General features: G+C 68.1%; 16 protein-coding genes. 8 read left to right on the forward strand and 8 right to left on the reverse strand.

The window, feature by feature from the left end; genetic code table 11:
* Window positions 1–9: 9 nt before the first annotated feature.
* Window positions 10–3,492 (reverse strand): choice-of-anchor D domain-containing protein, encoded by a 3,483-nt coding sequence (locus tag ABT313_RS04020; protein ID WP_350848406.1) that lies wholly within the window; start codon window positions 3,490–3,492, stop codon window positions 10–12.
* Window positions 3,493–3,711: 219 nt separating this feature from the next.
* On the opposite strand from ABT313_RS04020, the gene ABT313_RS04025 reads away from it, so the two are divergent.
* The 3 genes from ABT313_RS04025 to ABT313_RS04035 all read left to right on the forward strand — a co-directional run bounded on the left by ABT313_RS04025 (window position 3,712) and on the right by ABT313_RS04035 (window position 5,303).
* Window positions 3,712–4,146 (forward strand): hypothetical protein, encoded by a 435-nt coding sequence (locus ABT313_RS04025; protein ID WP_350848408.1) that lies wholly within the window; start codon window positions 3,712–3,714, stop codon window positions 4,144–4,146.
* A 97-nt stretch (window positions 4,147–4,243) separates the two neighbouring features.
* Complete coding sequence (locus ABT313_RS04030) at window positions 4,244–4,858, forward strand: RNA polymerase sigma factor (RefSeq protein ID WP_350848409.1); 615 nt, start codon at window positions 4,244–4,246, stop codon at window positions 4,856–4,858.
* Window positions 4,836–5,303, forward strand: coding sequence for a hypothetical protein (locus ABT313_RS04035; protein WP_350848411.1), 468 nt, complete (start codon window positions 4,836–4,838; stop codon window positions 5,301–5,303). The genes ABT313_RS04030 and ABT313_RS04035 overlap by 23 nt, the downstream gene beginning before the upstream one ends.
* 7 nt (window positions 5,304–5,310) lie before the next feature.
* Here the strand turns inward: ABT313_RS04035 and ABT313_RS04040 are convergent, their stop codons facing one another.
* A complete protein-coding gene (locus ABT313_RS04040; RefSeq protein ID WP_350848413.1) occupies window positions 5,311–7,875 on the reverse strand; it encodes a CHAT domain-containing protein in 2,565 nt (854 codons plus the stop codon).
* A gap of 74 nt (window positions 7,876–7,949) precedes the next feature.
* Between ABT313_RS04040 and ABT313_RS04045 the strand changes: the two genes are divergently transcribed.
* Entirely contained in the window at window positions 7,950–9,257 is a 1,308-nt protein-coding gene (locus tag ABT313_RS04045) for a S8 family peptidase (protein ID WP_350848415.1), read from the forward strand.
* 220 nt (window positions 9,258–9,477) lie between these two features.
* On the opposite strand, the gene ABT313_RS04050 is transcribed toward ABT313_RS04045, so the two are convergent.
* The 3 genes from ABT313_RS04050 to ABT313_RS04060 form a co-directional block, all read right to left on the reverse strand.
* Window positions 9,478–10,038: a hypothetical protein gene (locus ABT313_RS04050; RefSeq protein ID WP_350848417.1), complete on the reverse strand. Its 561-nt coding sequence runs from the start codon at window positions 10,036–10,038 to the stop codon at window positions 9,478–9,480.
* Between the two features lie 63 nt (window positions 10,039–10,101).
* Window positions 10,102–11,502, reverse strand: a complete 1,401-nt coding sequence (locus ABT313_RS04055; RefSeq protein ID WP_350848419.1) for a glycoside hydrolase family protein — start codon at window positions 11,500–11,502, stop codon at window positions 10,102–10,104.
* On the reverse strand, window positions 11,499–12,542 hold the full coding sequence (locus ABT313_RS04060; protein WP_350848421.1) for a LacI family DNA-binding transcriptional regulator: 1,044 nt from the start codon (window positions 12,540–12,542) through the stop codon (window positions 11,499–11,501). Before ABT313_RS04060 ends, ABT313_RS04055 begins: the two co-directional genes overlap by 4 nt.
* A gap of 135 nt (window positions 12,543–12,677) precedes the next feature.
* On the opposite strand from ABT313_RS04060, the gene ABT313_RS04065 reads away from it, so the two are divergent.
* From ABT313_RS04065 to ABT313_RS04080, 4 genes are read left to right on the forward strand one after another with little or no spacing between them, the layout of a single operon-like run.
* Complete coding sequence (locus ABT313_RS04065; protein WP_350848424.1) at window positions 12,678–14,087, forward strand: ABC transporter substrate-binding protein; 1,410 nt, start codon at window positions 12,678–12,680, stop codon at window positions 14,085–14,087.
* The gene (locus tag ABT313_RS04070; RefSeq protein WP_350848426.1) at window positions 14,087–15,019 is read left to right on the forward strand and encodes a carbohydrate ABC transporter permease; all 933 of its coding nucleotides are present in this window, start codon (window positions 14,087–14,089) and stop codon (window positions 15,017–15,019) included. The genes ABT313_RS04065 and ABT313_RS04070 overlap by 1 nt, the downstream gene beginning before the upstream one ends.
* The gene (locus ABT313_RS04075) at window positions 15,016–15,855 is read left to right on the forward strand and encodes a carbohydrate ABC transporter permease (RefSeq protein WP_350848428.1); all 840 of its coding nucleotides are present in this window, start codon (window positions 15,016–15,018) and stop codon (window positions 15,853–15,855) included. The genes ABT313_RS04070 and ABT313_RS04075 overlap by 4 nt, the downstream gene beginning before the upstream one ends.
* Window positions 15,852–17,165: a glycoside hydrolase family 32 protein gene (locus ABT313_RS04080; protein WP_350848430.1), complete on the forward strand. Its 1,314-nt coding sequence runs from the start codon at window positions 15,852–15,854 to the stop codon at window positions 17,163–17,165. The genes ABT313_RS04075 and ABT313_RS04080 overlap by 4 nt, the downstream gene beginning before the upstream one ends.
* An 11-nt stretch (window positions 17,166–17,176) precedes the next feature.
* Here the strand turns inward: ABT313_RS04080 and ABT313_RS04085 are convergent, their stop codons facing one another.
* The 3 genes from ABT313_RS04085 to ABT313_RS04095 all read right to left on the reverse strand — a co-directional run bounded on the left by ABT313_RS04085 (window position 17,177) and on the right by ABT313_RS04095 (window position 24,869).
* A complete protein-coding gene (locus ABT313_RS04085) occupies window positions 17,177–18,130 on the reverse strand; it encodes a hypothetical protein (protein ID WP_350848432.1) in 954 nt (317 codons plus the stop codon).
* Between the two features lie 150 nt (window positions 18,131–18,280).
* The gene (locus ABT313_RS04090) at window positions 18,281–24,100 is read right to left on the reverse strand and encodes a CLIPPER-2 domain-containing protein (RefSeq protein WP_350848433.1); all 5,820 of its coding nucleotides are present in this window, start codon (window positions 24,098–24,100) and stop codon (window positions 18,281–18,283) included.
* A gap of 142 nt (window positions 24,101–24,242) precedes the next feature.
* Window positions 24,243–24,869, reverse strand: coding sequence for a 3-oxoacid CoA-transferase subunit B (locus ABT313_RS04095; RefSeq protein ID WP_350848435.1), 627 nt, complete (start codon window positions 24,867–24,869; stop codon window positions 24,243–24,245).

Consider the following 24,869-nt stretch of genomic DNA (forward strand, 5'->3'; position numbering starts at 1 on the left):
GGTCCCGATCTATGAGTTCCAGATCTGGAACTCGGAGAGCTGGGCGGCCGGCCAGCCGCTGTTGGCGGTGAAGTTGAGGCGGAAGTAGCGCTGGGTGGACGGGGAGAAGGTGACGGTCACCGTGTTGTTGCTCGGAGCAAAGGAATAGGTGGCGGACGGGACAAGGGTGGTGAAGGTGCTTCCGTTGGTGCTGCCAACCACCGAAAGCGTCTCGGTCCGGGAACCCCAGCCGGTGGGTAGTTGCAGCACGATCCGGCCGGCGCTGACGGCGGACCCGAGGTCCACCTGGACCCATTGCGGGAAGGCGTTGTTGGCGCTCTCCCAGTACGTCGCCTGGTTGCCGTCGGTCACGTTGCTCGACGGGTAGACGTCGTTGTGGCTGGACTCGCTCGTGGGCTTGCCCGCGGCGAGGTTGGTGTTGGTCGCACCGGCGCCCGTACCGGACAGCGCGACGGTGTTGCTGTTGACCGTCAACGTACCGGTGCGGGATCCGGCAGCGGTCGGGCGGAAGGTGACATTGACGGTGCAGGACGCGCCGGCCGCGAGCGTCGAGCAGTTGTTGGTCTGGCGGTAGTCACCGGTGATGCCGACGTTGATCGAGCTGGCGGCCGAGCCGGTGTTGGTCACGGTGACCGGCTGCGCCGCGCTGTTGGTGTTCAGCGCTTGCGACGCGAAGGTGAGCGAGGACGGGCTGGTGGTGAGTCCCGGCGCCGCCCCTCCGCTGGGGTACACCTCGAACTCCGACACCTGCCCGGCCGGCCACCCGCTGTTCGCCGTGATGTTGACTCGCACGTACCGCGCGTTCGTGGCCGGCACGCTGATGTTCACGACGTTGGCCGGCGAAGTGAAGGTGTACGTCGCGGACCCGACGACCGTGCCGAACGACGACCCATCCGTGCTGGTCTGGACCGAGAGCGTCTGCGTACGTGTCCCCCACGCGCCCGACGGCGGCAGCTTCAGCGTCACCTTGCCGATGCTGTGCGCCGTACCGAGGTCGACCTGCAACCACTGCGGGAACGCGTTGTTGGCGCTCTCCCAGTAGGTGTTCGCGTCACCGTCGGTCGCCGTGGCCGGAGTCTGCGTGCCGTTGACCTGGCTGCTGGCCGAGGCCTGCTTCCCACGCGCGAGGTTGGTGTCGGTCCCGATGCCGTTACCTGTAAGGGAGATCGACGTCGGGCTGTTGTTGGCGTTGCTGGTCACCGTCACGCTGCCGGTACGCGATCCCGATGCGGTCGGCCGGAAGGTGACCGTGACCGTGCAGGACGCACCGACGGCGAGCGTGGAGCAGTTGTTCGTCTGGCTGAAGTCGCCCGTCGCGGTCAGACCCGAGACGGTGGCCGCTGCCGTACCCGAGTTGGTCACCGTGACTGTCTGAGCGGACGACGAGCTACCGACCGAAGTGTCCGGGAAGGACAGGCTGCCAGGGTTCGCATCGACGATCGGACCGGGTGCGACGCCGGTGCCCGAGAGCGGGACTGTGTTCGTGATGCCGCTGGCGTTGACAGTCAGGTTTCCGGTCCGGCTGCCCGCCGCAGTCGGGCGGAAGGTGACGTTGACCGTGCACGAGGCGCCGGCCGCGATGCTCGAGCCGCAGTTGTTGGTCTGGCTGAAGTCGCCGCTGGTCGCGACCGAGCTGACCGGCGCCGCCGCCGTACCGCTGTTCGTGACCGTGACGGCTTGCGGCGAACTCGACCCGCCGGTCGCGACGGAGCCGAAGCTGAGCGCGGTCGGGCTGATCGAGATCTGCGAGCCGTTGTCCGGCAGGTACGGCGGGAACGTGGGCGACGTGATGTTCTGGCACTGCACCGGGGCGAAGATGCCCGAGTTGCCACCGCCGTCGGTCAGCGTGAACCCGACACCGCAGCTGTAGATCGGCCCCGGCGCCTGGGTGCCGGTTGCGGTGCTGTTGGTGATGGTCGCCGAACCGCCGACCTGCTCCTGGACCACCCAGGTCCCGGTGTTCTGGATCGTCGCGTTGTTGATGTGGACGTTGCTGATGTTCGAGCCCGAGACGAACTGGATCGCCTCGTACGGGCTCTGCTGGATCAGGATGTTGTCGACGTTGGTCAGCCCGGACATCGCGCCGTCGCGGGCGTCGAACCACAGCGCGCCGACGCCGAACTGCCAGTTCGGGTCGAGGCTCCCGGAGCGGATGATCGTGTTCCGCAGTACGTCGGTCCGCCCGAGTGTCGTCGAGCCGAACCGCTGGGCCACGTGGATACCGCCGCCCTGGGTGAGACCCGCGTCGATCACGCGGTTGTCGGTGACGAAGTTGTCGTGGCCGCCGTAGATGGCGATGCCGTTGGCAAGGATCGGGTACTGCACTGTGTTGTGGTCGAACGAGTCGTTCGCGTCGGCGTTCTGCTCGGCCCAGGTCGCGAGGCCGTCGTCGCCGAGGTTGCGCAAGTCGCTGTTGGTGACCTTGGAGTTGGTGACGCCGTTGTGGAAGTTCACGCCGTCAGCGGTCACGTTTCGGATCCGCAGGCCGCTCATCACCAGGTTCGTGAACGGCCCGTCCATCCAGGCGCCGACCTTCTCGTGCTCGATCCAGATCCGGTCCACGGTGGAGTTGTTCAGCGCGCCGCCGATGCCGTTCACCTGCGCGCCGTCGTTACGCTCCTGGACGTCGCCGAAGATCGCGAAGTCCGCCAGATGTACGCCGCTGCTCGCGTTCGGCGCGTAGTTGCCGTAGAAGCCCGGCGCCGCACCGACGACCGTCGAGCGCCACATCCCGGCGCCTTTGATCGTGATGTTGTTCAGGATCAGGTGGCCCGGGATCTTGAACGTGCCCTCCGGGATCCACACGGTCCCGCCGGCACCGGCCTGGGTCATCGCGGCGTTGAAAGCCGCAGTCGAGTCCGCTGCTCCGGTCGGGTCGGCGCCCGTGCTGGTCACCGACACCGAGCCTGACGGCTGGCTCAGCGCACCCGCGACATTCTCGAAGTCGGCGAAGTCGATCGTGTACGACGACGCGGTGTCCTCCGCGTCGACCTGGAGCCGGAACTTCGTGCCGGCCGGATACGTGGTCGGGAACAGCCGGTGCACCTCGTCGTAGAAGTGGTGCGGGTTGCTGCCCGGCTGGTTCGTGAACGGATACCCGCCGTAGTACCAGCTGTAGGCGTTGGTCAGGGTGAAGTTGGGCTGCTTGGTGCCGTTGACGTACAGGGACAACTGCGGCGTGTAGACCGACCCGGACCCGGTGTCCGGGATGCTGTAGCGGAAGACGATCGAGTTCGTCGCCGCGGGCGTCGTGAACTCGACGAACTTCCCGGTCCCCTGCAACGTGACCGCCTTGCGGTACGACGCCTCGGCCGCGAGCGTGTTGTACGCCGCGCTCGGGCCGATCACCGTCCCGTTCGTGGACGCGTTCTCAGCCTGCACTTCGACGTACGGCAGCGTGGCGCCGACGCCGCCGGACGCCGCGGCCCAGGCGGGCGTCGATCCGAGGACAGCTAGGCCCGCGGCGACCAGCGCACCGCAGACGGAGAGCACGCCGGCTCTCCACGATTTCAATGACCGGAACATGCGCGACTCACTCTCAACGGGGCGGTTTGCGCCAGACCGTAACCCCATGGACACGCAAGCGCAATATCTCGATCGATCATTGCAAGAAATCGACTGGCAGATTGATGTATCTGCTGGCGTCCGGACCTGGTCCGTCCAGGTAAGAGCGCCCTGATGAGTGGGGCGCCTGCTTGGGGGGAACCCGAAATGACAGCAGATCCCAACTTCGACGGCCTCGCAGGTCTCGAAGGCTCGGTGACCGCGGTAGCGATCATCGATCACGACGGCAACCCGAACCGCGTCCTCGACAGCGAGTTCCCGTTCGACGTCACGATCGACTGGACGGTCGAGCCGCCGGCGACCGCCGTACTGCTCGACGGCAACTGGACCGTCAAGGCGTACGCCGAGTCGATGGGCCCCGGTCCCGAGGTGCTCATCGGCAGCAAGGTCGTGCCGGCGAACGGCGGTCCGGCGTACACCGCGAAGATCACCGTCCCGGCCAACACACTGCCGCCGGACCAGCCGCCCGACTCCGGCGTGTACAAGCTCGTCGTGGTCATCACCTACCGCACCGCACTGAACGTGCTGACGGAGATGGCCGCCTTCAGCGAGGGCCCGACGTTCCTGCTCCGCGAACCCTGAGCCTGCCGAAGCGGAACACCACGGACGCACGCCATCGCAGGGGGGATCGATGGCGTGCACCCCTCGCGACGCATCACGTACCAACCCGGGAGCGGGAATGGAACAGGATGTCTCACCAGTAACCGCACTTGTCGTCACCGCGGCCGCGGGCGACCAACAGGCGTGGCGGGAACTCGTCGCCCGTTACGCACCCCTGCTCGTATCGGTCATTCGCGGGTTCCGGCTGACGCCGGCCGAGACCGAGGACGTCGCACAGACGGTCTGGCTGCGGCTCGTCGAGCACCTGGACAGCCTGCAGGAGCCGCGAGCGATCCCCGGCTGGCTGGTCACCACCGCGCGCCGGGAGTCGATCCGCTACCTGTCCTCGCAACACCACCGCAGGATGAGTGACCCGTTGAACGACGACCAGCCGCCCGCCGCGGCCGATGTTCCCGATCCGGACGAAGGACTCGTCCGGTCCGAGCGGCACCAGGTACTGCTCGCCGGTCTGGCCGAACTGCCGAGCCGGCAACGCGACCTGCTGTTGCTGCTCATGCAAGACCCGCAGCCGTCGTACGCCGAGATCAGCCGGCGCACCGGGATCCCGGTCGGCAGCATCGGGCCGACGCGGTCCCGCGCCCTCGCGCGGCTCCGCCGAACTCCAGCCGTCAGAGGGTACGTCGCCTCCGAACCGACAGAAGGTGATCGGCATGACGCAGCATCGTTGGGATGACGATGACCGTCTTCTCGAGGACCTCGCGGCGGCCGTCCGGGCCACCGAACCGTTGGCGCACACGATCGCCGAGCACGCCGAAGGCGCCTTGTCGTGGCGCACGATCGACGACGACCTGCTGCTGGCGAGCCTGACCTTCGATTCGTCGATGGCCACGTCGGACCCGGCCGCGGAGGTCCGGGCCGACTCCGCGGCCGACCGGGTGCTGGTGTTCACCTCGACACCGCTGTCCGTGGAACTGGAGGTGGTGCGTTCCGAAGTCGTCGGGCAGATCCTGCCGCCCAGCGCGGCCGAGATACGGGTCGAGACCGCGGACGGCACGACGTACGACGTCGTCGTCGACGAATCGGGTTTCTTCGAGCTGCCGGCACTGCCGGCCGGCGCGATGCGCTTGCGCTGTGACACGGCCACCGGCCGGGTCGTCACGGACTGGGTGCAGTTGTGACCGGCGCTCACGCACCGAGGGCGATGAAGGACTGCGCGGTCGCGTCGTCCGGATCATGTGTCCGGGCCAGCGCCTGGGCGAGCCCGTCACCCGCGCGCAGCTGTTCGTGCAGGCGCAGCATCAGCGGCACAGTCGCAGGATCGGACACAGGTACGACGCTCGCCACCACGCCGGCCGATCCCAGCGCCACCAACGCGCTGACCAGACCCACGAGTTCGTCGGCACCGCTGGGTCCGCCGAGCGCCGAGCTGCAACTGGACAGCACCATGCGATGCGGTGCCCGCTTCAGGCGCTCGAAGTCGTACACAGTGAGCGGCCCGTCGTCCAGCTCGATCGAGGAGAACAGCGGGCTGTCGGCGCGGAACGTGCCGTGCGCCGCCACATGCACCAGCGATGCCCCGTCGATGGCATCCAGTACGGCGTCCGCCGTCGCGCTGCCGTCCGCGAGCACGACCGCATCCGGATACAGCTCGGCAAGCTGCCGCACCTCCTCTCGACCGGCCGCCAGGTGCGGTCCGCCGACCAGTACGACCCTGTCCAACGGAGGAGGCTCCGCCCGCATCGCGCGCACCCACGCAGCGGCTGACGGAACCACCGAGGTCGGACGGGTCCGCAGCGAAGGAAGAAGACTCCAAGGCACCGCATGCAGCCGACCAGTCGGTACGACGACCACCGGTCCGTCGCCGACGCGCTGCATCGTGTCGCCCAGCAGAGCCGCTTCGAGCCTCGCCCCGATCTGGTCGAGCATGAGCTCGTGCTTGCCCCGCCGGGCGTTCTCCCGGCGGAGGGCGAACAACGCATGCGAGAGCGAATGAGTCGCCGCCGAGGTCGGACCGATCGACCGCAGACGGACCTGTCTGCGCGATGCCACCACGGCGTACAACTGGTCCTCGAGATCGACAAGCTCCACCAGCGTCCGGTCCCCGAGCTGCTCGAGCAACTCCGCAATCCGAAGCCGCTCACGCCGTACGTCGAGCTGCCCCGGCGTCAACAAAACCCGCTGCCGCACAGCAGACTCGAGCCGCTCACGCTCGCGATGCTGGTGACTCGTGCCCGGCCCGCGATCGTGACCCGACTCCATCCGCTGGGTCAGATCGCGCAGCGCAGCGAGATCCGCCACCAGTCCGTCATCGGCCTGCGGCCGCACCGGTGGAATCGCGAGCACCGTCGCCCGCCAACGCTCGCTCCACTCCAGCACTTGGCGGGCGCTGCCGTGCTCAACGGCGTGCCGAAGCGCCATGGCCGCGAGTTCTGCGCCCTGGGCGGTGGCGAGTGCGCGCAGCTCGGTTGCGCCCAGAGTTCGCACGTAGATCTCGATCAGGCTCAGGCCCTGCCGGCACGCACCCAGCATGCCGCGCGACCTGCCGCCGTCCTGGTGCAGCAGCGCTTGGGCGAGCCAGCCGGCACCGCGCGTCCGCAGGCCACGCTTGCGGGCTCTGGCCGCGACGGTCAGGTGCCGTACCGCTTCAGGGCTGTCCTTCCGCGCGAGTGCGATCCGGCCGGTCAACAGGTGTGCCTCCGCGCCGAGATCCCGGTCGAGGTCGTCGAGCACCGCGCTGACCCGTTGGCCGGCCCGGAGCAACGGCGCCGTCCGGCCACCGTTCGCGAAGCGTGTCTGCAGCAATGCCAGCTCTGCTCGCGCTGCCCACCAAGGACGTTGCTGTCGCCGGAACAGCTTCAGCGCATCGCGGTCGCGACGCTCGGCCAGCTCGAACTTGCCGGCCGCGTGCGCCGCCATGCCGGCGCACAGCAACAGCTCCGCATGCCGCGCCGTCGATCCGCCCTGCGCCTCGATCCGCTCGAGCGCGCTGTTGATCTCGACCAGGGCTTCGTGGGTCAGACCGGCCGCCAGCAACATCAGGCACTTGTTGGCGTACAGGTCGGGCTCGAGCACGCCGAGCTCCTCGACCATCCGCTGGGCGTCGTCCAGGAACTGCAGCGCTGCCGGAAGATCACCTCTGGCGAGCGCCGTGGCGCCACGCGCCTGCCGCGCGTCGGCGTACTCGACTTCCTGGCCGCCCTTCAGGAACAGCTCCTCGCTGCGGGCGTAGTCCGCGTCGGCGCGATCGATCACGCCCATCGCCAGCAGCACCACCGCCCGCATGTGGAACGCGCGAGCCTCCCAGACCAGGTCGCCGGTGTCCGCGAGCATCTCGACCGCTCGTTCGGCGTCGGCGAGCGCCTCGACGTACCGCCCGAGCAGAGCCCCGAAGACCCAGGAGCGACGGATCAGCAACCGGCCGGCAAGCACTCCGGTCCGGCCGGGTATGACGGCGTCGAGCGCGGCCAGGCCGCGCTCGGTCTGACCGCCCATCACCAGCGCCACGCCGAGCGTCGCGAGGATCTCGGCCTCACGGTCGCGATCCGCCGTCCGGCGAATCGACCGGTACGCCGCCTTCAGCTCCGCGATCGCCTCGCGGATGTCGCCGAAGTCGCGATGAACCAGACCTGCCGCGTGGTGAGCCGCCGCAGCCTCGGCGTCGGACGGTGTCCCGGCCAGCACCTCATGAGCGATCCTGAGGGCGTCAGTCGGGCGCGACAAAGCAAGCGCATGCAAGCTGTCGGCGTCCATCGCAGTACCGCCCTCCCCAACGCGGACAAGTCCGATCGTAATACGGCAATTTCCATGGCAAGGGAGGGTGCAACATGTCAGAACAAGAACGTCTCCAGGAAGCCGTCAACCTCATCCTGAACAGCGACGATCGAGCAGTCGCCTACCCGCCGACCTGGCAAGACGACGTACGCGTCGAGTACTTCTACCGCCGCAACAGCCTCCTGGTTCGCACGGCCGACGCCGACCAGGTGAGCGAGACTCTGCGTGGGATTCTCGCGCCGGGGGACGAGAGCGCTCAGCGCGAGGTCGGTATCCCTCAGGTGCCGGTGATCGCCGGAGTCGTCAGGCTCGAGTGGGCCGGCGACGAACTCTCGGTGCCGGAGATTCTCGAGCAGCTGGACCAGCAGCACGGGGCCGGGACGGCAACTCCGGTCCATGGGTTGTCGTTGTGTCCCGGCAGCGGTCACCCCTGTCCGGCGACCGAGCCGGGGACCGTCCCGACCCGGTCGTACGGGCCGGTGCCGCCGGTGAGTGACGGGATCTGCTGCGGGACCCGCGGCTGGGACGGTGACGGGGTCATGGTGGCCGTCGTGGACGGCGGTCTCGTCAAGGACCAGCCGTCCCCGTGGCCGTGGATGGCGGGCGTAGACGGCGATGACGACCCGTCGGCCGCGAAGATCATCGAGCCGTACGCCGGTCACGGGACCTTCGTGGCCGGATGCGTACGGTGCGTCGCGCCGCACGCATCCGTTTACGTGAAGCGGGCGGCGCAGTACGCGGGATTCGTGTGGGAGGACGAAGTCGTCCGGAGGATGGTCGAGGTGATGGACCAGGGCCCGGACATCATCGTCTGCGAGTTCGCCGGGTACACCCGGTTGCACCTGCCGATGCTCACCTTCAGCTCCTTCTACGACGAGTATCTGCGGCAGGTGAACGTGGTCGTCGTCGCTCCGGCCGGCAACGACACGAGCCGGCTGCCGAACTACCCCGCGGCATACTCGTGGGCAGTCGGAGTCGGGGCGCTGTCGGCGAACGGGGCCCACCTGGCCGGCTTCTCCAACTACGGCGGTTGGGTCGACGTGTACGCGCCGGGCGAGGATCTCGTCAACGCTTTCGCGGTCGGCGAATACAAGACCATCCACGAGCACCCGCAGGAGACACGGCGCTTCACCGGGCTGTGCAGTTGGAGCGGGACGTCGTTCTCGACTCCGCTGGTGGCCGGGATGATCGCGGCGCGGATGTCAGCGACCGGCGAGAACGCGCCACAAGCGACCGAGGCCGTACTACGGCTGGCCCGCAGCCAGCCCGTCCCCGGTGTCGGACCGGTCGTGTTCCCCCACCAGGTGTGCGACAAGCCGCGCGAAGGGTGTCACCACCGGTGCGATTGCGCGTGTGGATGAGCGGTGCTGTCATGAGGTATGGCCAGAACGCATCGGATGGAATGCACGGCCGGTCCGGCCGGATTGGTTTTCGAGTGTCTTGACGGTTGCGGCCGTCGTGTCGTGGTCGACGGGGTGAGCGGGGAGCTCACCATCGTCGACCACGGCGACCGGACCGCGCTGCATCAGGGGTCGAACGGCGGCGTCGAGCTCAGGTCCGCGACCCTCGACTGACCGCACCTCACGACGCACTCGCCGACTGCAGCGACAGGTTCATCCCGCCACCGCTCTCGAAGTGGACATAGACGTCGAGCCGCATGCCGTTGGCGACATAGACACTGCCGTGCCCGGTGGCATTCGCCTGCTGGAAGATCCCGTCGGCATCGACCCAGGCAATCGTCGCGTCCATGACGTAGTCGTAGTTCCCCGCCACGCTCGCCGTCACCTGCTGCGTCACGATCGGGTCGTCGACGGTCGCGTACAGCGACGCGACCTTCGATCCCTCGAGTACGACGTCGACCCGCTCTTCGAGCGCGCCTTCGGTGAGCTGGTCCGACACTGTCAGCGTGATCGGATCGGTCTGCTGTGCCGTCGACTTCTGCCTGCTCGCTGTCGGGGTCGGGGTCGGGGCCGGGGTGCTGATCACCGTGTGCTCGGTCGTGCCGGAGTTGAACGCATCGGTTGCCACCAGCACCGGCACCAGCGCGGTCAACAGTCCGACCAACGAGGTCAGGACCTGGCCCAGCAGGCCCATCCGGCTCCAGAGATTCCCCTTCCGGCCTTCTTCCTGCGTGTCGTTCACGTCGCCTCCTGCAGTAAAGAGTTGCTCTCTACTTCGGACCGCAGGCCGGCGAACCGTGATACCTCAGGGATGCGCGACGGTGAGGCTGATGACGGTGGCGGCGCCGTCGGTGGTGAAGAAGCCGAGGTGGGCGTCGGTTCCGTAGTCCCGGAACGACAGGGCCGTTCGGTCGTCGAGGATGGCTTGGCCGGTGGTTCCTTGCAGGCGAACCTGGAGGGTGTGGCGGCCGGGCGGGAGAGGATGCGGGCGCTCCAGTTCAACGACGTGCGGGACGTCGCCGTCGACCTGCCACTGGGCAGGGCCGGTGCGGCCGCGAGGCCAGGTGTCGAGGACCATCCGGTTCCGCTGGGGTTCGAGGCGGAGGATGGTCGCCTGTTCACCGTCCGGCGAGGCGTGGAGCAGGAGGCCCAAGGATTGGGTGCCTGGGGCAACATCCACGACGAGCTCGATCAGGCAGTCAGCCGGGATCGGATCGCCGATCCACGCGGCGTAGCGATCGGCGGCGCCTTGACCGGGCTCGGATGCGGCACCGTCGACAGGTTTCAGCGAGACCTGCTGTACGTCGGAGTACGCCGCGCGAAACTCCGCCGGCAACGCGAAGGCCAGCGTCCCGTCGGCAGTCTGAGAAGCCTCGAGTACGGCGAGATCGCCCGCCCACTGCCACGCACCGTCTTGCTTTGTGGGGATCCAGCCGATGAAGAAACGACGTCCGTTGTGTTCGACGGACTTGGCGGCGTAGAACGCTCGGCCGTCGACGGCGTCGTGGGCGGGAGCCAGCCAGGGGCCGTCCGGGTCGCGGGAGATCCGGTAGCGGGTCTGGAAGGCGTCGCTGAATTCGGAGTACACCAGGTACCACCAGTCGCCCCATTGGAAGACGTCCGGGCACTCCTGTGTGATGTAGCGGTGCGGCTCCCACAGCGGTGGCGCCAGAGTCCACTGCTCGAGGTCGGTCGAGGTCAGGCGAGCGACGACACCGGCCCTGCGATCCGGTCGCCCGGCGTACCGGGCTGCGAGGACCATCTGCCAGGGCTGATCCGGCGCCACCCTGTAAACAAAGGGGTCTCGCCAGTCCTGCGGCACGTAAGCATCGGGCGCACCGAAGGTCAGGTCAGGCAGCTTGGTCCATCGCGTCGGATCGCCGTCGCTGACAGCGTGGCAGACCACCTGGAACGAGCCGTCGGCATCGCCCCGGCGTGGGTTGTGACCTGTGTAGAACAGGTGCAACTGGGTGCCCTCGGCAACCACACTTCCCGTGTAGCAGTCGAAGTCGACCGCGTCGCGATCCCCACCGGGCAGGACGACGCCGTGATCGGTGTAAGTCACGAAGTCAGTCGTTGACAGGAGCGCCCACGGCATCCCGCTCGGTCCGGCCGTCGGGTCCTCGGGGCGTTCGTCCAGCAGGTAGAACAGCCAGATCCGGCCGTCGTAGCTGAACGGGATGACGTCGCCGACGTACCCGCTCATCGGCGACGCCTCGGCGGGGCGCCGACCGACTCGCGCTCGATCAGTTCACAGTCGACGATGATCCGTTCGGGCGCGTCGTCCGGTGAGCCCAGCACCAGTTCGCCGGCGCGGCGGCCGAGCATCAGGTGCGGCAGCGCGGCCGTGGTCAGGCCCGGACGGACCTGGTCGGCGACGTCAGGCTGATCGTCGAAGCCGACGATGCTGACGTCCTTCGGGCAGTCCAGCCCTAGAGCGTGCAGGGCGAGCATCGCCCCGATCGCCATCCGGTCGTTCCCGCAGACCAGCGCGGTCGACCCGTGCTCGGTCACCACCTCGGTGGCCAGGTCGTACCCGGATCCGATCTGGTAGTTGCCGAACCGATGCACCAGGTCAGCCGGACGCAGGCCGGCCGCGCGGGCGGCGTCGTCGAAACCGCGGCGGCGCTCCTTGCACGCGTAGTCGTTGCGCATGCCGCCGAGGAAGGCGACCTCGCGATGGCCGCGCTCGAACACCGACGCCGCCGCGGCGCGGCCGCCGGCGTACTCGTCGGCGAGCAGGACGGTGTCGGCCTTGCCCTCCTCCGGCCAGCAGTTGACGAAGATGGTCCGGATCCCGTCCAGCCGGGAGCTGCGGTGCAGCGGCTTCGGCGCGAGCGAGGCGTAGACGATCGCGGCGACGCCCTGCCCCACGAGACTCGCCACCGCGTCGTCGCCTTCGCCCGGATCGCCGGTCGTGTCGACGACCATGCACACGTACCCCGCGGGCTGGACGACCTGCTGGAGCCCGAGCACGATCAGACCGGCGTACGGCTGGGAGACGATGCCGCTGGTCACGACGCCGACCGTGAACGACTTGTTCGACCGCAGCAGCTGGGCCGCCCGGTTCGGGACGAACTCGAGCTCGGCCGCGGCCTCGAGCACCCGCCGCCGGGTCTCCTCGGCCACCGCGACGTCGCGGCGATCGTTGAGCACGAACGAGACGGTGGGCTGGGACACTCCGGCGCGCCGCGCGACATCGGTCATCGTGACGCGCTTCGGCCCGCCGGCCGGCTTCTTGGCCATGGTCCCCCTTCACCCTGAGCGGTCTCGTCGCCGCTGCCAACAACTATCACAGATCGGGCCAATACGTATTGACCCTCATCCTAGACCGCTGCTACGGTCCCGGGTCAATACGTATTGGGTGAAGGAGGAAACCCCATGACAGGCATCCATCCCCCCGGTGGCCCGATCGCTCGCCGGACCGTGCTGAAGGCCGGGGCGGCCGGTGGACTCGGGCTCGCAGCGCTGGCCGATCTGGCCGCCTGCGGCAACAGCGGCGGCGGCTCGTCGTCGAAGTCGCTCAAGATGCTGTACTTCGGAGAGCAGGCGGCGGCGACCCAGCTGCAGAACCGGTTGCAGCCGCAGATCTCCAAGCTCGACGCGAGCATCAAGTTCGAGATCTCGGCGATCAACGGCACCGACTGGAACGACTTCCTCGCGAAGGTCCTGACCCAGATCGCGGCCGGGACACCGCCGGACATCATCAGCGTCGCCACCGAGGGCCTGCAGCTGATGGCGTCCAAGGAGCTCGCGATCCCGCTCGACGACTACGTCACCAAGGACCTGTCCGCGCTGAAGGAGTACTTCGCCGACATCCACCCGGCGCTGGTCGAATCGATGATGTACCAGGGCCATCTGTGGGAGCTGCCCGACAGCTTCAACGCCGGGAACATGTTCTACAGCACCGAGCTGTTCCAGCGGGCCGGCGTCGTACCGCCGAGCGAGGGCTGGACCATCGACGACTTCGAGTCCGCGGCGACGAAGATCGCCAAGTTCAAGGGCATCAACGCGTTCGGCTGGGTGGTCCGCCTCTGGGGCAGCTGGACATCGTTCATGTACGCCAACAACGCGAACCTGCTCGAGGAGGGCAAGTACGACGGCGGCGACTGGCTCTGGAACAAGGCGTACGCCGGTGACCCGGCCGCCGCGGGCCGGAAGGGCGGCTGGAAATGGGGCGCGCCGACCGCGAACTCCGAGGGCACCGTCGAGGCGCTGAACTACATGATCGAGCTGACCAAGAAGGGGCTGTCGCCGTCACCGGACGTCGGCGGTGGCGGCACGCTCCAGGGCCTGTTCGCCTCGAACCGGATCGGCATGTCGATCGGCGGCGGGTTCTGGGCCGGCGGGTTGACCAACGCCGGGATGAAGAACGGCAGCTTCGACGTACAGCTGTTCCCGAAGTGGAAGAGCCAGCGGCATCTGTTCGGCGCCGGCGGGTACGCGATCTTCAAGTCGTCGAAGAAGAAGGACCTCGCCTGGGAGGTGCTGAAGCTGCTGGTCAAGCCGGACACGTTCGACCTGGTCTTTCCGGGCAACGTGACCACGCCCGGCCGCAAGTCCCTGGTGACGGCCGCGCGGTACGCGAAGACCGGACCCAAGCACTGGTCGGTCTTCTACGACACCCTGACCAAGCACCCGGAGACGGCGCCGATCCCGGCCCCGCCGTACTACAACGCACTCGCGACCGCGCTCAACCAGCGCACGACGCAGGCGATCTCGTCCGGCGACGCGAAGGCCGCCCTGGACGGCTTGCAGTCCGACCTTGAGAAGGCAGCGGGGGCCAGCTGATGTCGGCCGCCACCGCTGAGGTGCCGGCCGCCATCGCCAGGCGCCGCCGGCACCCGTCGTCGCACCGGGAGGCCCCGTTCGGCTTCGCGATGATCGGGCTGTCGTGCCTGTTCGTCGCGGTCTTCACCGCGATCCCGATCGTCGCGTCGCTGGGGTTGTCGTTCTTCTCCTGGGACGTCATCTCGAGCCCGCAGTTCGTCGGACTGGAGAACTACCAGCGGCTGTTCACCGACGGTCCGGTGCTCAAGTCGTTCGGCGTGACGCTCGGTATGGCGCTCGCGATCGTCGTACTCCAGCTGACGCTCGGTCTCGCGCTCGCGGTCCTCGTCAACCAACGCAAGCTGGTGTGGATCCGGACGTTGTTCCGTACTGCGTTCTACCTGCCGCTGCTAGCGTCGACGGCCGCCGTGTCGATCTTCATGGGCTACCTGTTCGACTACAAGTTCGGCGTCGTGAACTACTACCTCGGGCTGCTCGGCATCCCCAACGTGCCGTGGCTGACGAGCGGTTTCGGCGCGGCCGCGACGATCGTGCTGATCGCGGTGTGGCAGCAGGTCGGGTTCACGTTCGTGCTGTTCGTCGCCTCGTTGATGTCGGTGCCGACCGACGTGCTCGAGGCCGCGCAGATCGACGGCGCCGGGCCGCTGCGGACGCTGTTCCGGATCAAGGTGCCGCTGATCAGCCCGACCATCCTGTTCGCGGCGGTCGTTGCCTTGATCAACGCGATGCAGCTGTTCGACCAGCCGTACATCATGACCAAGGGCGGACCGGGGTCGGCGACCACCACGGTGACGATCTCCATGTACCAGAAGGGCTTCCAGAACCTGCAGTTCGGGTACGGCTCGGCGATCGCGATCGTGCTGCTGGTGGCGATCCTGATCATCACCGGGCTGCAGTTCCTGGCGGCACGGAAGTTGGTGTTCTACCAATGACATACTCCACCGGAACCCTCGCGCGGATCGGCCGGATCACCGGCATCGTCGTCCTGGTGCTCGCCGCGATGGTTGCCCTCGGCCCGCTGCTCTGGACGGTCTCCACGTCGCTGCGGACACCGGCCGAGGCCTTCAGCAACCCGCCGCAGTGGATCCCGCTGCACCCGGACTTCTCCAACTACAGCGCGGTGTTCGACAAGATCCCGATCGGGCGGTTCTTCTTCAACAGCGTGATCGTGACCGGGCTGATCGTGGTCGGCCAGACCATCACCTGCACGTTGTCCGGCTACGCGTTCGCGATGGTCAGCTTTCCCGGCCGGTCGGTGATCTTCGGGATCTTCCTGGCCACGATGATGGTGCCGCTGCAGACGATCATCATCCCGGTGTTCGTGATCATCCGGTACCTCGGTCTGTCGGACAGCCCGTTGTCGCTGGTCGTCTCCGCGCTGGGCAGCGCGTTCGGCACGTTCCTGATGCGCCAGTACTTCATGCAGATGCCTCGCGAGCTCGGGGAGGCTGCCCGGATCGACGGCGCCGGCCATTTCCAGACGTTCCTGATGATCTACGCCAAGATGGCCGGTCCGGCGATCGCCACGCTCGCGATCCTGAACTTCTCCGGCTTCTGGGCCGAGTTCTACCGGCCGCTGATCTTCCTGCAGACGCAGGACAACTTCACGCTGCCGCTGGGCCTGGTCGGCCTGCAGGGAAACCTCGGCACCGGTTCGATCTCGGTGGTGCTGGCCGGCGTGGTGCTGGCGATCCTGCCGAGCGTGGTGCTGTTCATTTTCGCCCAGCGGTACTTCATCGCAGGAATCACGGCAGGAGCTTCTCGGTGACCCAGACCCAATCCACACACCGGTCGACCGGGACGGTCGAACACCTCCGTCCCGCTTACCACGTCCGGCCGCCCGGCGGATACATCAACGACCCGAACGGGCCGGTCGAGCTCGGCAGCGACGTACACCTGTTCTTCCAGTCGCGGACGACGCTCGACCTACAGACGCCGGTCGAGTGGGGACATGCCACCTCGCCCGACTACGTCCGCTGGACGCTGCACCGGCCCGCCATGGCGCCGCAGCCCGGCGGGCCGGACACCGACGGCTGCTGGTCCGGCAACACCGTGCTGGACGACGGCCGGATCCGCGCGTTCTATTCAGGGCGCGTGGAGGGCAACCCGTACCAGTCGGTCCTCACTGCTGTCTCGGACGACGGCGGTGCGTCGTTCGGACCGGCGCATCAGGTGGTGCCGGATCCGGCCGAGGCGGTCATGTACCGGGATCCCTTTGTCTGGAGGGAGAACGGGACCTGGTGGATGGCGGTCGGTGCGGGGTACGTCGACCGCGGCGCGAGCATCGCCTTGTACCGGTCGCCTGATCTCAGGCAGTGGACGGCCGTTGGTCCGTTGGCCGAGCTCGCCCGTACGCGGGTGGGTGGGGAGGACACGGGAGCCGCGTGGGAATGCCCGCAAATGCTGACGATCGGCGGTCGGCGGATCGCCGTGGTTGCTTCGTGGTCACCTGAGGGCGGGCCGGGCGAGGTGTTGTCGTTCGACGTCGACGTACCGCCTGCTCTGCAGCGGGTGGATCACGGCACCAACTTCTATGCGGCGTCGGCCTTGCGCGAGAGCCGGTTCGGGCCGTTGTTGTTCGGCTGGCTGACCGAAGGACGCGACCGGCCCGGCTGGAACGACGGGTGGGCCGGGGTGATCTCGCTCCCCCGCGTTGTGTGGCTGGGCGCGGACTCGTCGCTGCGGAGTGCGCCCGTACCCACGATGGAGACGCTGCGGACCGATTCGCCAGGCAGCACGGCCCAGCTCGAGATCGTCATACCGGAAGCCTCGGGACGCGTCGTCGTTCACTTCGGCGAGGAGGAGTACCTGACCTTCGAGCTGGACGCCGGCACGCTGACGATCGACCGGAGCCACGCGAGCGTTGCCACGCACGCCCATGGCGGGCGGATGGAGGTCACCGACGCTTTCGATCCGGCGTCGGACCGGCCGGCGGTGCGGATCTTCCTCGACGGCTCAGTGGTCGAGGCCTTCACCAGCGCAGGGCGCGTACTCAGCACGCGCGTCTACCCGACGACGCCACCCCCGTGGCGAGTCGAGGCCCCAGCAGACGTGCAGTGCTGGGGCCTCGCTCGCTGATGGAACTACGACTACTCACTGACCTCCTGGTCGTAGTGCGTGGTGAGCGAGACGTGGTCGACGCCGTTGAAGACGGCGCCCGGGATCGCGCCGTAGTTCGTCATGGCGGTCGCGGTGCCGTTGAACTTGCTGAACGCGTACTGCGTACCGGTCTGCGTGGCGTTGTCGACGGCAGTCACCAGGGTGCCGCCGCGGGTGCCGCAGCCCTGCGCGACCAGGGATTCGTACTTGTCGAAGCCCGAGGCGCGGATCAGCTTCATCACCGGCTTCGCACCGGCGGCGATCGGGATGTGCGCGGTCCAGAGCGCACCGGCGGTGGTGGTCATCAGCAGCGTGTCGTACGTCGCGGTCTCGCTGACCACCGTCATCGTCTTGAAGCCCTTGAAGCCCGGGATCGGGCCGAGCGCCTTGAAGCCCGCGCCGACGATCTGGTAGCGGTACAGGCTGTTGTTGGTGTTCAGGCCGTACAGGTACGCGTGCCTGGGGTTCGCGATGCTGTAGTTGGAAGTGGCGATGGTCTTGAAGCTGGTCCAGCCCGTGCCGACCTTCTTGAACGTCGGGACCGGCGGCGCGGCGTCCGGCAGGTACGTCGTCTGGCGGTACAGGTTCGCGCCCTGCAACATCAGGCCGTAGTAGTAATACTGCGTGCCGGCAGCGTTCACCGCCCCGTACCAGGTCGCGTTCGCGCGGGTGGCAACGTAGTTGAACGGCTCCCACGATACCGCGCTCGGAGTCGCACCGGCCGTCACGTCGATCTCCTGCATGGTGCCCGCGGCCGTCGGCACGCCGACGTAGTTGATGCACGGGCCACCGACGGCCAGCGCCTTCACAGGCCCCGGGTGGGCGACTTTGCTGGACATGTACGGCTTCGGAGCCGGCTTTGCGGCGACGGCCGGAATTGACGCGACAGACGTGGCCATCAGGCCGATTCCGGCCAACGCAAGCGCATAACGCTGCAACTTCATAGGAGTTCCCCCTCCAGTTTTGCCTCGATTAACTCGAGATCGGGCTGACTATAGCGGAGGGAGAGGATCAGTAGTGCATAGATTGCAGGATGATGCAAATCCGTGAGACCGGCGCCCTCCAGCCCGTCAGCTGGAGGGCGCCGGCGCTGGTCAGGCCCGGGTCCGGCGGCGCCGGCCGGCCGCGGCGACCAGGCCCACGCCCGCTGCGATGAGCGCCAGCGCGGCCAGCAGGAGGCCTGGACCGACCGGGCTACCGGTGTCGCCGAGTTCGCCACCTGGCTTGGTCGGCGGCGGAGTCGGTCGGGCCGGCTGGTGCGGGGTGACCTTGACGGTCACCGAGCTGGAATTGTCGCTCGGATCAGGGTCCGGGGTGGTCGATTCGGCCTTGGCTGCGTTCGTCACCGACGAGCCACGGAATCCGGGATCCACGACGACCTCCAGTGTCACCTTCGCCGTCGTACCCGGGTCGATCCGGCCTACTGCACAGGTGATTTTCTGCCCGATCGTGCAGCGGTCCGGCTTGCTGGTCAGGCGGAGCCCGGCGCGGAGCTCGTCCGTGACCGTGACGCCGACCGCTGACGACGGCCCGGCGTTGTGTATGGCGATGACGTAGCTCAGCTTGTTCCCGGCGATGACCGTCGTCGGGGACGCGGTCTTGTGCACGCTGAGGTTCGCGGACTGCGTCGTACGGCCGCTGACCTTCGCCTCGTTGTTCGCGATCACGGGGTCCGGGGTGGCCGAGCTGATCCGGGCGATGTTCTCCAGCGTGCCACTGAACCCGGCGACGACGGTTGCCGTGATCGTGACGGTGATGGTGGCGCCCTCGGCGAGCAACGGCGTACCGCACTCGATGGTGCCGGCCTCGGGTGCGTCGGGTGCTCCGGCGGCTACCGGCGGTAGCAGCTTGCACGAGCGGCTGTTCGTGCTCACGTTGGTGAGACCGCGCGGCAGTTCGTCGATGACCTCGACCAGTCGGGCGTCCGAGGGGCCGTTGTTCTTCACGGTCAGCGTGTACTTGACCGCCTGGCCGGACACCGGCTCGGCCGGGGACATGGTCTTGGTGATCGCCAGATCCGCCAGCGCAGTCACCGGCGATTCGACCGTGTCGGTGTTGTTCTCCGGGTCCGGGTCGGGTGTCGTGGACGTCGCGCTCGCGCTGTTCGTGACGCTCGCGCCGTCGTACCCGGAGGCCAGGCGGACGCGGAGCGAAACGGTGGTCTGCCCGATCGGCAGGTCGCCCAGCTCGCAGCTCACCGTGCTCCCCTTAACCGTGCAGCCGTTCGAGGCGGAGCTGACGGTCAGCCCGGCGGGCACGGTGTCGGTCACCACGACCGCACGAGCCGTCGACGGGCCGGCGTTCGTCACGAGGATCGTGTAGTCGAAGGTGCTGCCGGGCGTGACTCCGGCCGGGTCGGAGGTCTTGGTTACGCTCAGGTCCGCGCGGGTCTCGACCGGGATCGTCACCGTGGAGCTGTTGTTGCTCTCATCCGGATCCTTCACCGGCGAGGCCGCGGTCGCGGTGTTCGCCAGCGACTTCCCTTGGTACGCCGGGTCGAGCGCCGCGGTGATGACCACGGTCGCAGTGTTGCCCGCGGCAATCGTCCCGAGCGCGCAACTGACACTCTGCCCGTTCGGCGTGCACTGTCCCTGCGTGGGATCAGCCTTCGTGAGGGTCAGGCCTGCGGGCAGGCTGTCCGTCGCAGTCACCTGCGTGGCATCCGACGGGCCATGGTTCACGACGGTCACCCGATACGTCACGCCGGCACCGGCCACTGCTGACGACTCGTCGCTGGTCTTGATGACCTCGATGTCCGCCGCCTGGTCGACCTTGGTCGTGACCGAGTCGTCGTTGTTGGACGGATCCGGATCAGACGTCGTGCTGGTCACCGAACCTGTGTTGGTGATCGCCGCGGTCTGCGCTGCCGAGACCGCGACCCGGATCACGACCACTGCGTTGCCCCCGGCAGCGACGGTCCCGAGCGCGCAACTCACGTTTGCGCCGGAGACCGTGCAGGTACCGTCGGCAGTCGTTGCCTCCAGCACCGAAAGGCCGGCGGGTACGGCGTCGGAGACCTTCACAGCCAGCGCGGCCGACGGACCGTCGTTGTGGACGGTCAGCGTGTAGACCGCCTCACCGCCGGCGGTCAGCGGCGACGGCTGGACCGTCTTCGCCATCGACAGGTCCGCCGCCGTGGTCACCTTGGTGTCGGCGGTGTCCTTGTTGTTCCCGTCGGTCGGGTCGGGAGTCTGCGAACTCACAGTCGCCGTGTTGACCAGCGTCCCGGCCGGCTGGTCCGGCGAGACCTTGACGACGATCGTGGCCGTGGCATCATCGCCCGCGGCCAACCGCCCGACCGGGCAGCTGACGACGGGTTCGGACACCGCCGGGTCCTGGGTGCAGTCGCCACCCGGACCAGTGCCGCGGACGAACGTCGTACCGGCCGGCAGGCTATCGGAGATAACCGCGCCGACGGCGTCGGACGGACCTGCGTTGTGCACGGCCAGGCTGTAGGTGATCTCGTTGCCTGCGACAACCGTCGCGGCGGCCGTCTTGGTGACGGAGAGGTCAGCCTCAGTCTCGACCGTCGGCGTGGTGGTGGAGGTGTTGTCGGACCTCGTCGGGTCCTGCGGCGTGGTGGCGTCTACGGATGCGGAGTTCCGCAGGTCGCCGGGCGCCGTCGACGGCGCGACCGTTCCGGTCACGGTGACGACGAGGCTGTCGCCCGCCGCCAGCGTCGCCGCGAGGCAACGGACCTGGCCGTTCGCCGTCGTACAGGTGGCTCCACCGGTCGCGCTGGCCGAGACCCCGGTCACCGCGTCCGGTACGTCGTCGATGACGGTGACGCCGTGCGCATCCGACGGGCCGGCGTTCCTGACGGTCAGCTTGTAGGTGATCGCCTTCCCGGCCACGACGGGGTCGGGCGACGCGGTCTTGGTGATCGTGAGGTTGGCCTGAGCGCCGGTCATCAGCGTGTACGTCGCCGTGTTGTTGTCGTCGACCGGATCCGGTGTCGGCGACTTGACGGTGGCGGTGTTGTCGAGCTGGTTCGGCGGCGCGCCGGACGGAACGTTCGCCACGACGCTCACCGTAACCACGTCGCCCGGAGCCACCGTGCCGAGCTTGCAGGTCACCTCGCCGGCGGCCTCGGTGCAGGATCCGGCCGACGGCGTCGCCGAGACGTACGTCAGCGGCGCCGGCACCGGGTCGGTCAGGGTCACCGCTTGCGCCGCCGACGGGCCGTTGTTCGTCACCGTCAGCGTGTAGGTGACTGGCCGGCCGGCCTGGACCGGCGTCGGCTGGGCGGTCTTCGTGATCGCCAGGTCGGCGCTGGCGGTCAGGTCGTCCGTGGTCCGTCCCGTGTTGTTGCCGCTGTCCGGGTCGGGCGTCGTACTCGTAGCTGTCGCCGAGTTCGTGAGGTCGCCGATCGCCTTGGCCGAGACGGTCCCGGTGAGCGTGATCGTCGCGGTCGATCCCGCCGTCAGATCGCCGAGCGCACAAGTGACCTGCGCGGACGTCACGGTGCAGGTCCCGGCGGACGAGTCAGCGGTCACGCCGCTCACGGCACTCGGTACGTCGTCGGTCAACTCGACCTTGCGAGCGTCGGACGGACCGTCGTTCCGCACGCTGATCTTGTAGGTGATCGGCTGACCGGCGACCACCGGCTTGGTGATCGTCTCCTTGGTGACCACGAGATCGGCCTTGGCCGCGCCCGGCGTCACCTTCACGGAGCCGGTGTTGTTCGACTGATCCGGATCGGGGGTGTCGCTGCTGACCTTCGCGGTGTTGGTCAGCGCCCCGCCCTGATAGCCGGAGTCGAGGGTCGCGGCGACCTTCACGGCGACGCTGGACCCGGCCGCGAGCTTCGGGAGGTTGCAGCTGACGTCCTGGCCGGCCGACGTACAACTGGCGGCGGACTGTACGCCGGTGATTGTGAAGCCGGCGGGGACGGTGTCGGCCACCCGGACGTTGACCGCGTCGGACGGGCCGTTGTTGCGGATGGCAAGGGTGAATACGACCGGCTGCCCCGGCGCGGGAGTTGTCGGATCAACGGTCTTCTCGATCGAGAGGTCCGCAGCCCGGGTCACGTCGGTGGTGACCGAGGACGTGTTGTTGTCCGCGTTGGGGTCGGAGGTCGAGGTGGTGACAGTTGCGACGTTGGTCAGGCTGGTCGCCGTACTCGCGGCGGGGACACGAACGACGACGGTGATCGTGGCGCTCTTGCCGGACGCGATCACCCCGAGCGTGCAGGTGGTTGCCTTGCAGCTACCTTGGGCCGGCGTGGCCGAAACCAGCTCGACGCCGTCGGGCAGGGTGTCCGTGACGGTGACATCCTCGGCGGGACTCGGACCATTGTTGTGGGCAACCAACGTGTAAGTCAGCTCGTCGCCGGCCGCGACCGGGTCGGGTTTGGCGGTCTTGGTGATCGACACGTCCGCCTCTGCGGCAACGGGAGTGTGTACCTCGTCGGTGCGGTACGTGTATTGCTTGTTCAGCGTCTCGGCGGTGTAGTCGAGCAGGCCGGTGTTGTCGATCGTCGTACCGGCCGCTGCCTTGTCGACGGTCACGCGGAAGTGGACCGTGCTGCTCTGGTTCTTCTTCAGCCGGCCGCCGGTGGTCGCGTTCGCGCCGGTGCCGATCCGGACGCGGACCATGCGCGCGGTGCCGTCGTACTCCGCCTGGTCGTCGCCCGGCCGGTCCGTCTTCGCGCCGGATCCCGCGCCGGACGCAATGCTGAGCGACCCCGGGACGTACGTCGTGTTGGGTGGCAGCGGATCGCGGACGGTCGAGCGGAGCGCGTCGTCGTCGCCGGTGTTGCTGTAGCTCAGCGTGTATTCGAGGGTGTCACCAACCTTCGCGGGATCGTTGCCCGCGAGGTTCCGTACCGTCTTCGTGCCGACGATGGTCGGTGCGTACAGGTCGATCTGCGTGGTCAGCGCGGCCGGGTAGTACACGTCCCCGGTGCTCGCGAACGTCAGGTCGGCGCTGGTCGCGTTGTTGGGCACGATCCCGGCCGCGTCCACGACCTTGGCGTCCATGCCCAGGTTGTTGACGGCCGCGGGCGTCCGGCCGGTCAGGTTCGCGCCGCCGTCGGTGATCCGGCTGCCGTAGAAGTTCGCCGACGGGTTCTGCGCGTCGGCGAGTCGGGTGCCGTTGACCGCGAAGTAGTCACCGCTGATCCCGGCGTCGCCTTCGTACGTGACGCTGCCGAACCGCGCGTTGACCGCACCACTCGGCGGCGCCAGGAAACCGGAGATGCTGGTCCGCACCGGCTCGCCGCTGCTGACCTTGGCGTACCCGTTGAACACGCTCAGATCGCGGAGCGGCTCACTCGCCTGCTCGTACGCGATCACCAGGCTCCACCCGGCGTACCGGTCCGCGCCGGTGCCGGTCGGCACGTCCGCGCCCCAGTACTCACCGTTGCCCCCGGCACGCACCAGGTCGGTGACGTCCAGGTACGACGAGTAGTCGTTCTTCGAGCCGGTGTTCAGCAGATCGGTCTTGCTCGCGGTCACGTCCCGGTACGCCGTCTCGCCGGGGAGGCGGAGCCGCATCGTCGTACCGTCCTCGGTGGTTGCCGTGCCACCGCGGCCGGCACCGCGGGCGGCGCCCCAGAACAGGCCGGCGTACAGGACCTGAGCGCCGGAGGGCAGGTCGACGGTCGCGCCCGAGGAGGACTTCGTGGACGGGTCGGAGTCCGTGTCGAGGAGCTCCATCGTCCAGTCGTTGTTGTTCGCGCTGGAGCTTCCCCCGGCGAGCGCGGTCCGGCAGGCCGCCTGTGACCGATCACAGGTCAGCAAACTGTTGCCGGTGATCCGGATCGCCCCGTTCGCCTGCGCCCCGAAGACCTTCCCGAACTCCCGCACGGTATCCGCCCGAGCAGTTGCCGGCAGCACCAAACCGGCGGTCGCCACGAACAGCAGCGCGAGCAGAGCCCGCAATCCCCGGACACGCACAACCCCAGCGGCCACCCCAAGTCCCCGTTCTCTCGACAGTCGCCCGCAAGGCATACCACAGAAAACAGCCCAGAGTAACCGATCAACTACCCCGTGTCGCAACAGGTTGTTGCTAATGGCATGTATTTCCGCCTTGCGTACCGACGAACGGGTCGTTCTAGGTAACAGGGGCTGCGGTGACTTGTTCGAGGTCGGCGCGGGTGACGCCGGGGGCCAGCGCGATCAGATGGAAGCTACCTTGGGCGACGTCCAGAACGGCCAGGTCGGTGATGACTCGGTGGACCACGGCGCGGCCGGTGAGGGGAAGCGTGCAAGAGGCAACCAGTTTGGGGTCACCTGTGCGCGTGCGGTGTTCCATCAGGACGACGACGCGGCGGGCGCCGGAGACCAGGTCCATCGCGCCGCCCATGCCCTTGACGACCGCTCCCGGCACCATCCAGTTCGCCAGGTCGCCGGCCGCGGAGACCTGCATTCCGCCCAGGATCGCGACATCGACATGCCCGCCGCGGATCATGGCGAAGCTGGTGGCCGAGTCGAAGTACGACGCTCCCGGTACGACGGTGATCGTCTGCTTGCCGGCGTCGATCAGGTCCGGGTCGACCTCGTCGTCGTAGGGGAACGGACCGACGCCGAGCACGCCGTTCTCCGCTTGCAAGGTGACGGACGAACCCGCCGGCAGGTGGTTGGGGACGAGGGTCGGCAGTCCGATGCCGAGGTTCACGTACTCGCCGTCGTTCAACTCCGCGGCCGCGCGGGCGGCCATCTCATCGCGGGTCCAAGGCAT

The organism is Kribbella sp. NPDC000426, from assembly GCF_040300265.1.
GTDB lineage: Bacteria > Actinomycetota > Actinomycetes > Propionibacteriales > Kribbellaceae > Kribbella.

Coding starts and splice junctions, on each gene's coding strand:
- ABT313_RS04065 (WP_350848424.1), top strand. CDS start 12,678: ATGACAGGCATCCATCCCCCCGGTGGCCCGATCGCTCGCCGGACCGTG.
- ABT313_RS04085 (WP_350848432.1), bottom strand. CDS start 18,130: ATGAAGTTGCAGCGTTATGCGCTTGCGTTGGCCGGAATCGGCCTGATG.
- ABT313_RS04060 (WP_350848421.1), bottom strand. CDS start 12,542: ATGGCCAAGAAGCCGGCCGGCGGGCCGAAGCGCGTCACGATGACCGAT.
- ABT313_RS04040 (WP_350848413.1), bottom strand. CDS start 7,875: ATGGACGCCGACAGCTTGCATGCGCTTGCTTTGTCGCGCCCGACTGAC.
- ABT313_RS04025 (WP_350848408.1), top strand. CDS start 3,712: ATGACAGCAGATCCCAACTTCGACGGCCTCGCAGGTCTCGAAGGCTCG.
- ABT313_RS04075 (WP_350848428.1), top strand. CDS start 15,016: ATGACATACTCCACCGGAACCCTCGCGCGGATCGGCCGGATCACCGGC.
- ABT313_RS04030 (WP_350848409.1), top strand. CDS start 4,244: ATGGAACAGGATGTCTCACCAGTAACCGCACTTGTCGTCACCGCGGCC.
- ABT313_RS04045 (WP_350848415.1), top strand. CDS start 7,950: ATGTCAGAACAAGAACGTCTCCAGGAAGCCGTCAACCTCATCCTGAAC.
- ABT313_RS04035 (WP_350848411.1), top strand. CDS start 4,836: ATGACGCAGCATCGTTGGGATGACGATGACCGTCTTCTCGAGGACCTC.
- ABT313_RS04055 (WP_350848419.1), bottom strand. CDS start 11,502: ATGAGCGGGTACGTCGGCGACGTCATCCCGTTCAGCTACGACGGCCGG.
- ABT313_RS04070 (WP_350848426.1), top strand. CDS start 14,087: ATGTCGGCCGCCACCGCTGAGGTGCCGGCCGCCATCGCCAGGCGCCGC.
- ABT313_RS04095 (WP_350848435.1), bottom strand. CDS start 24,869: ATGCCTTGGACCCGCGATGAGATGGCCGCCCGCGCGGCCGCGGAGTTG.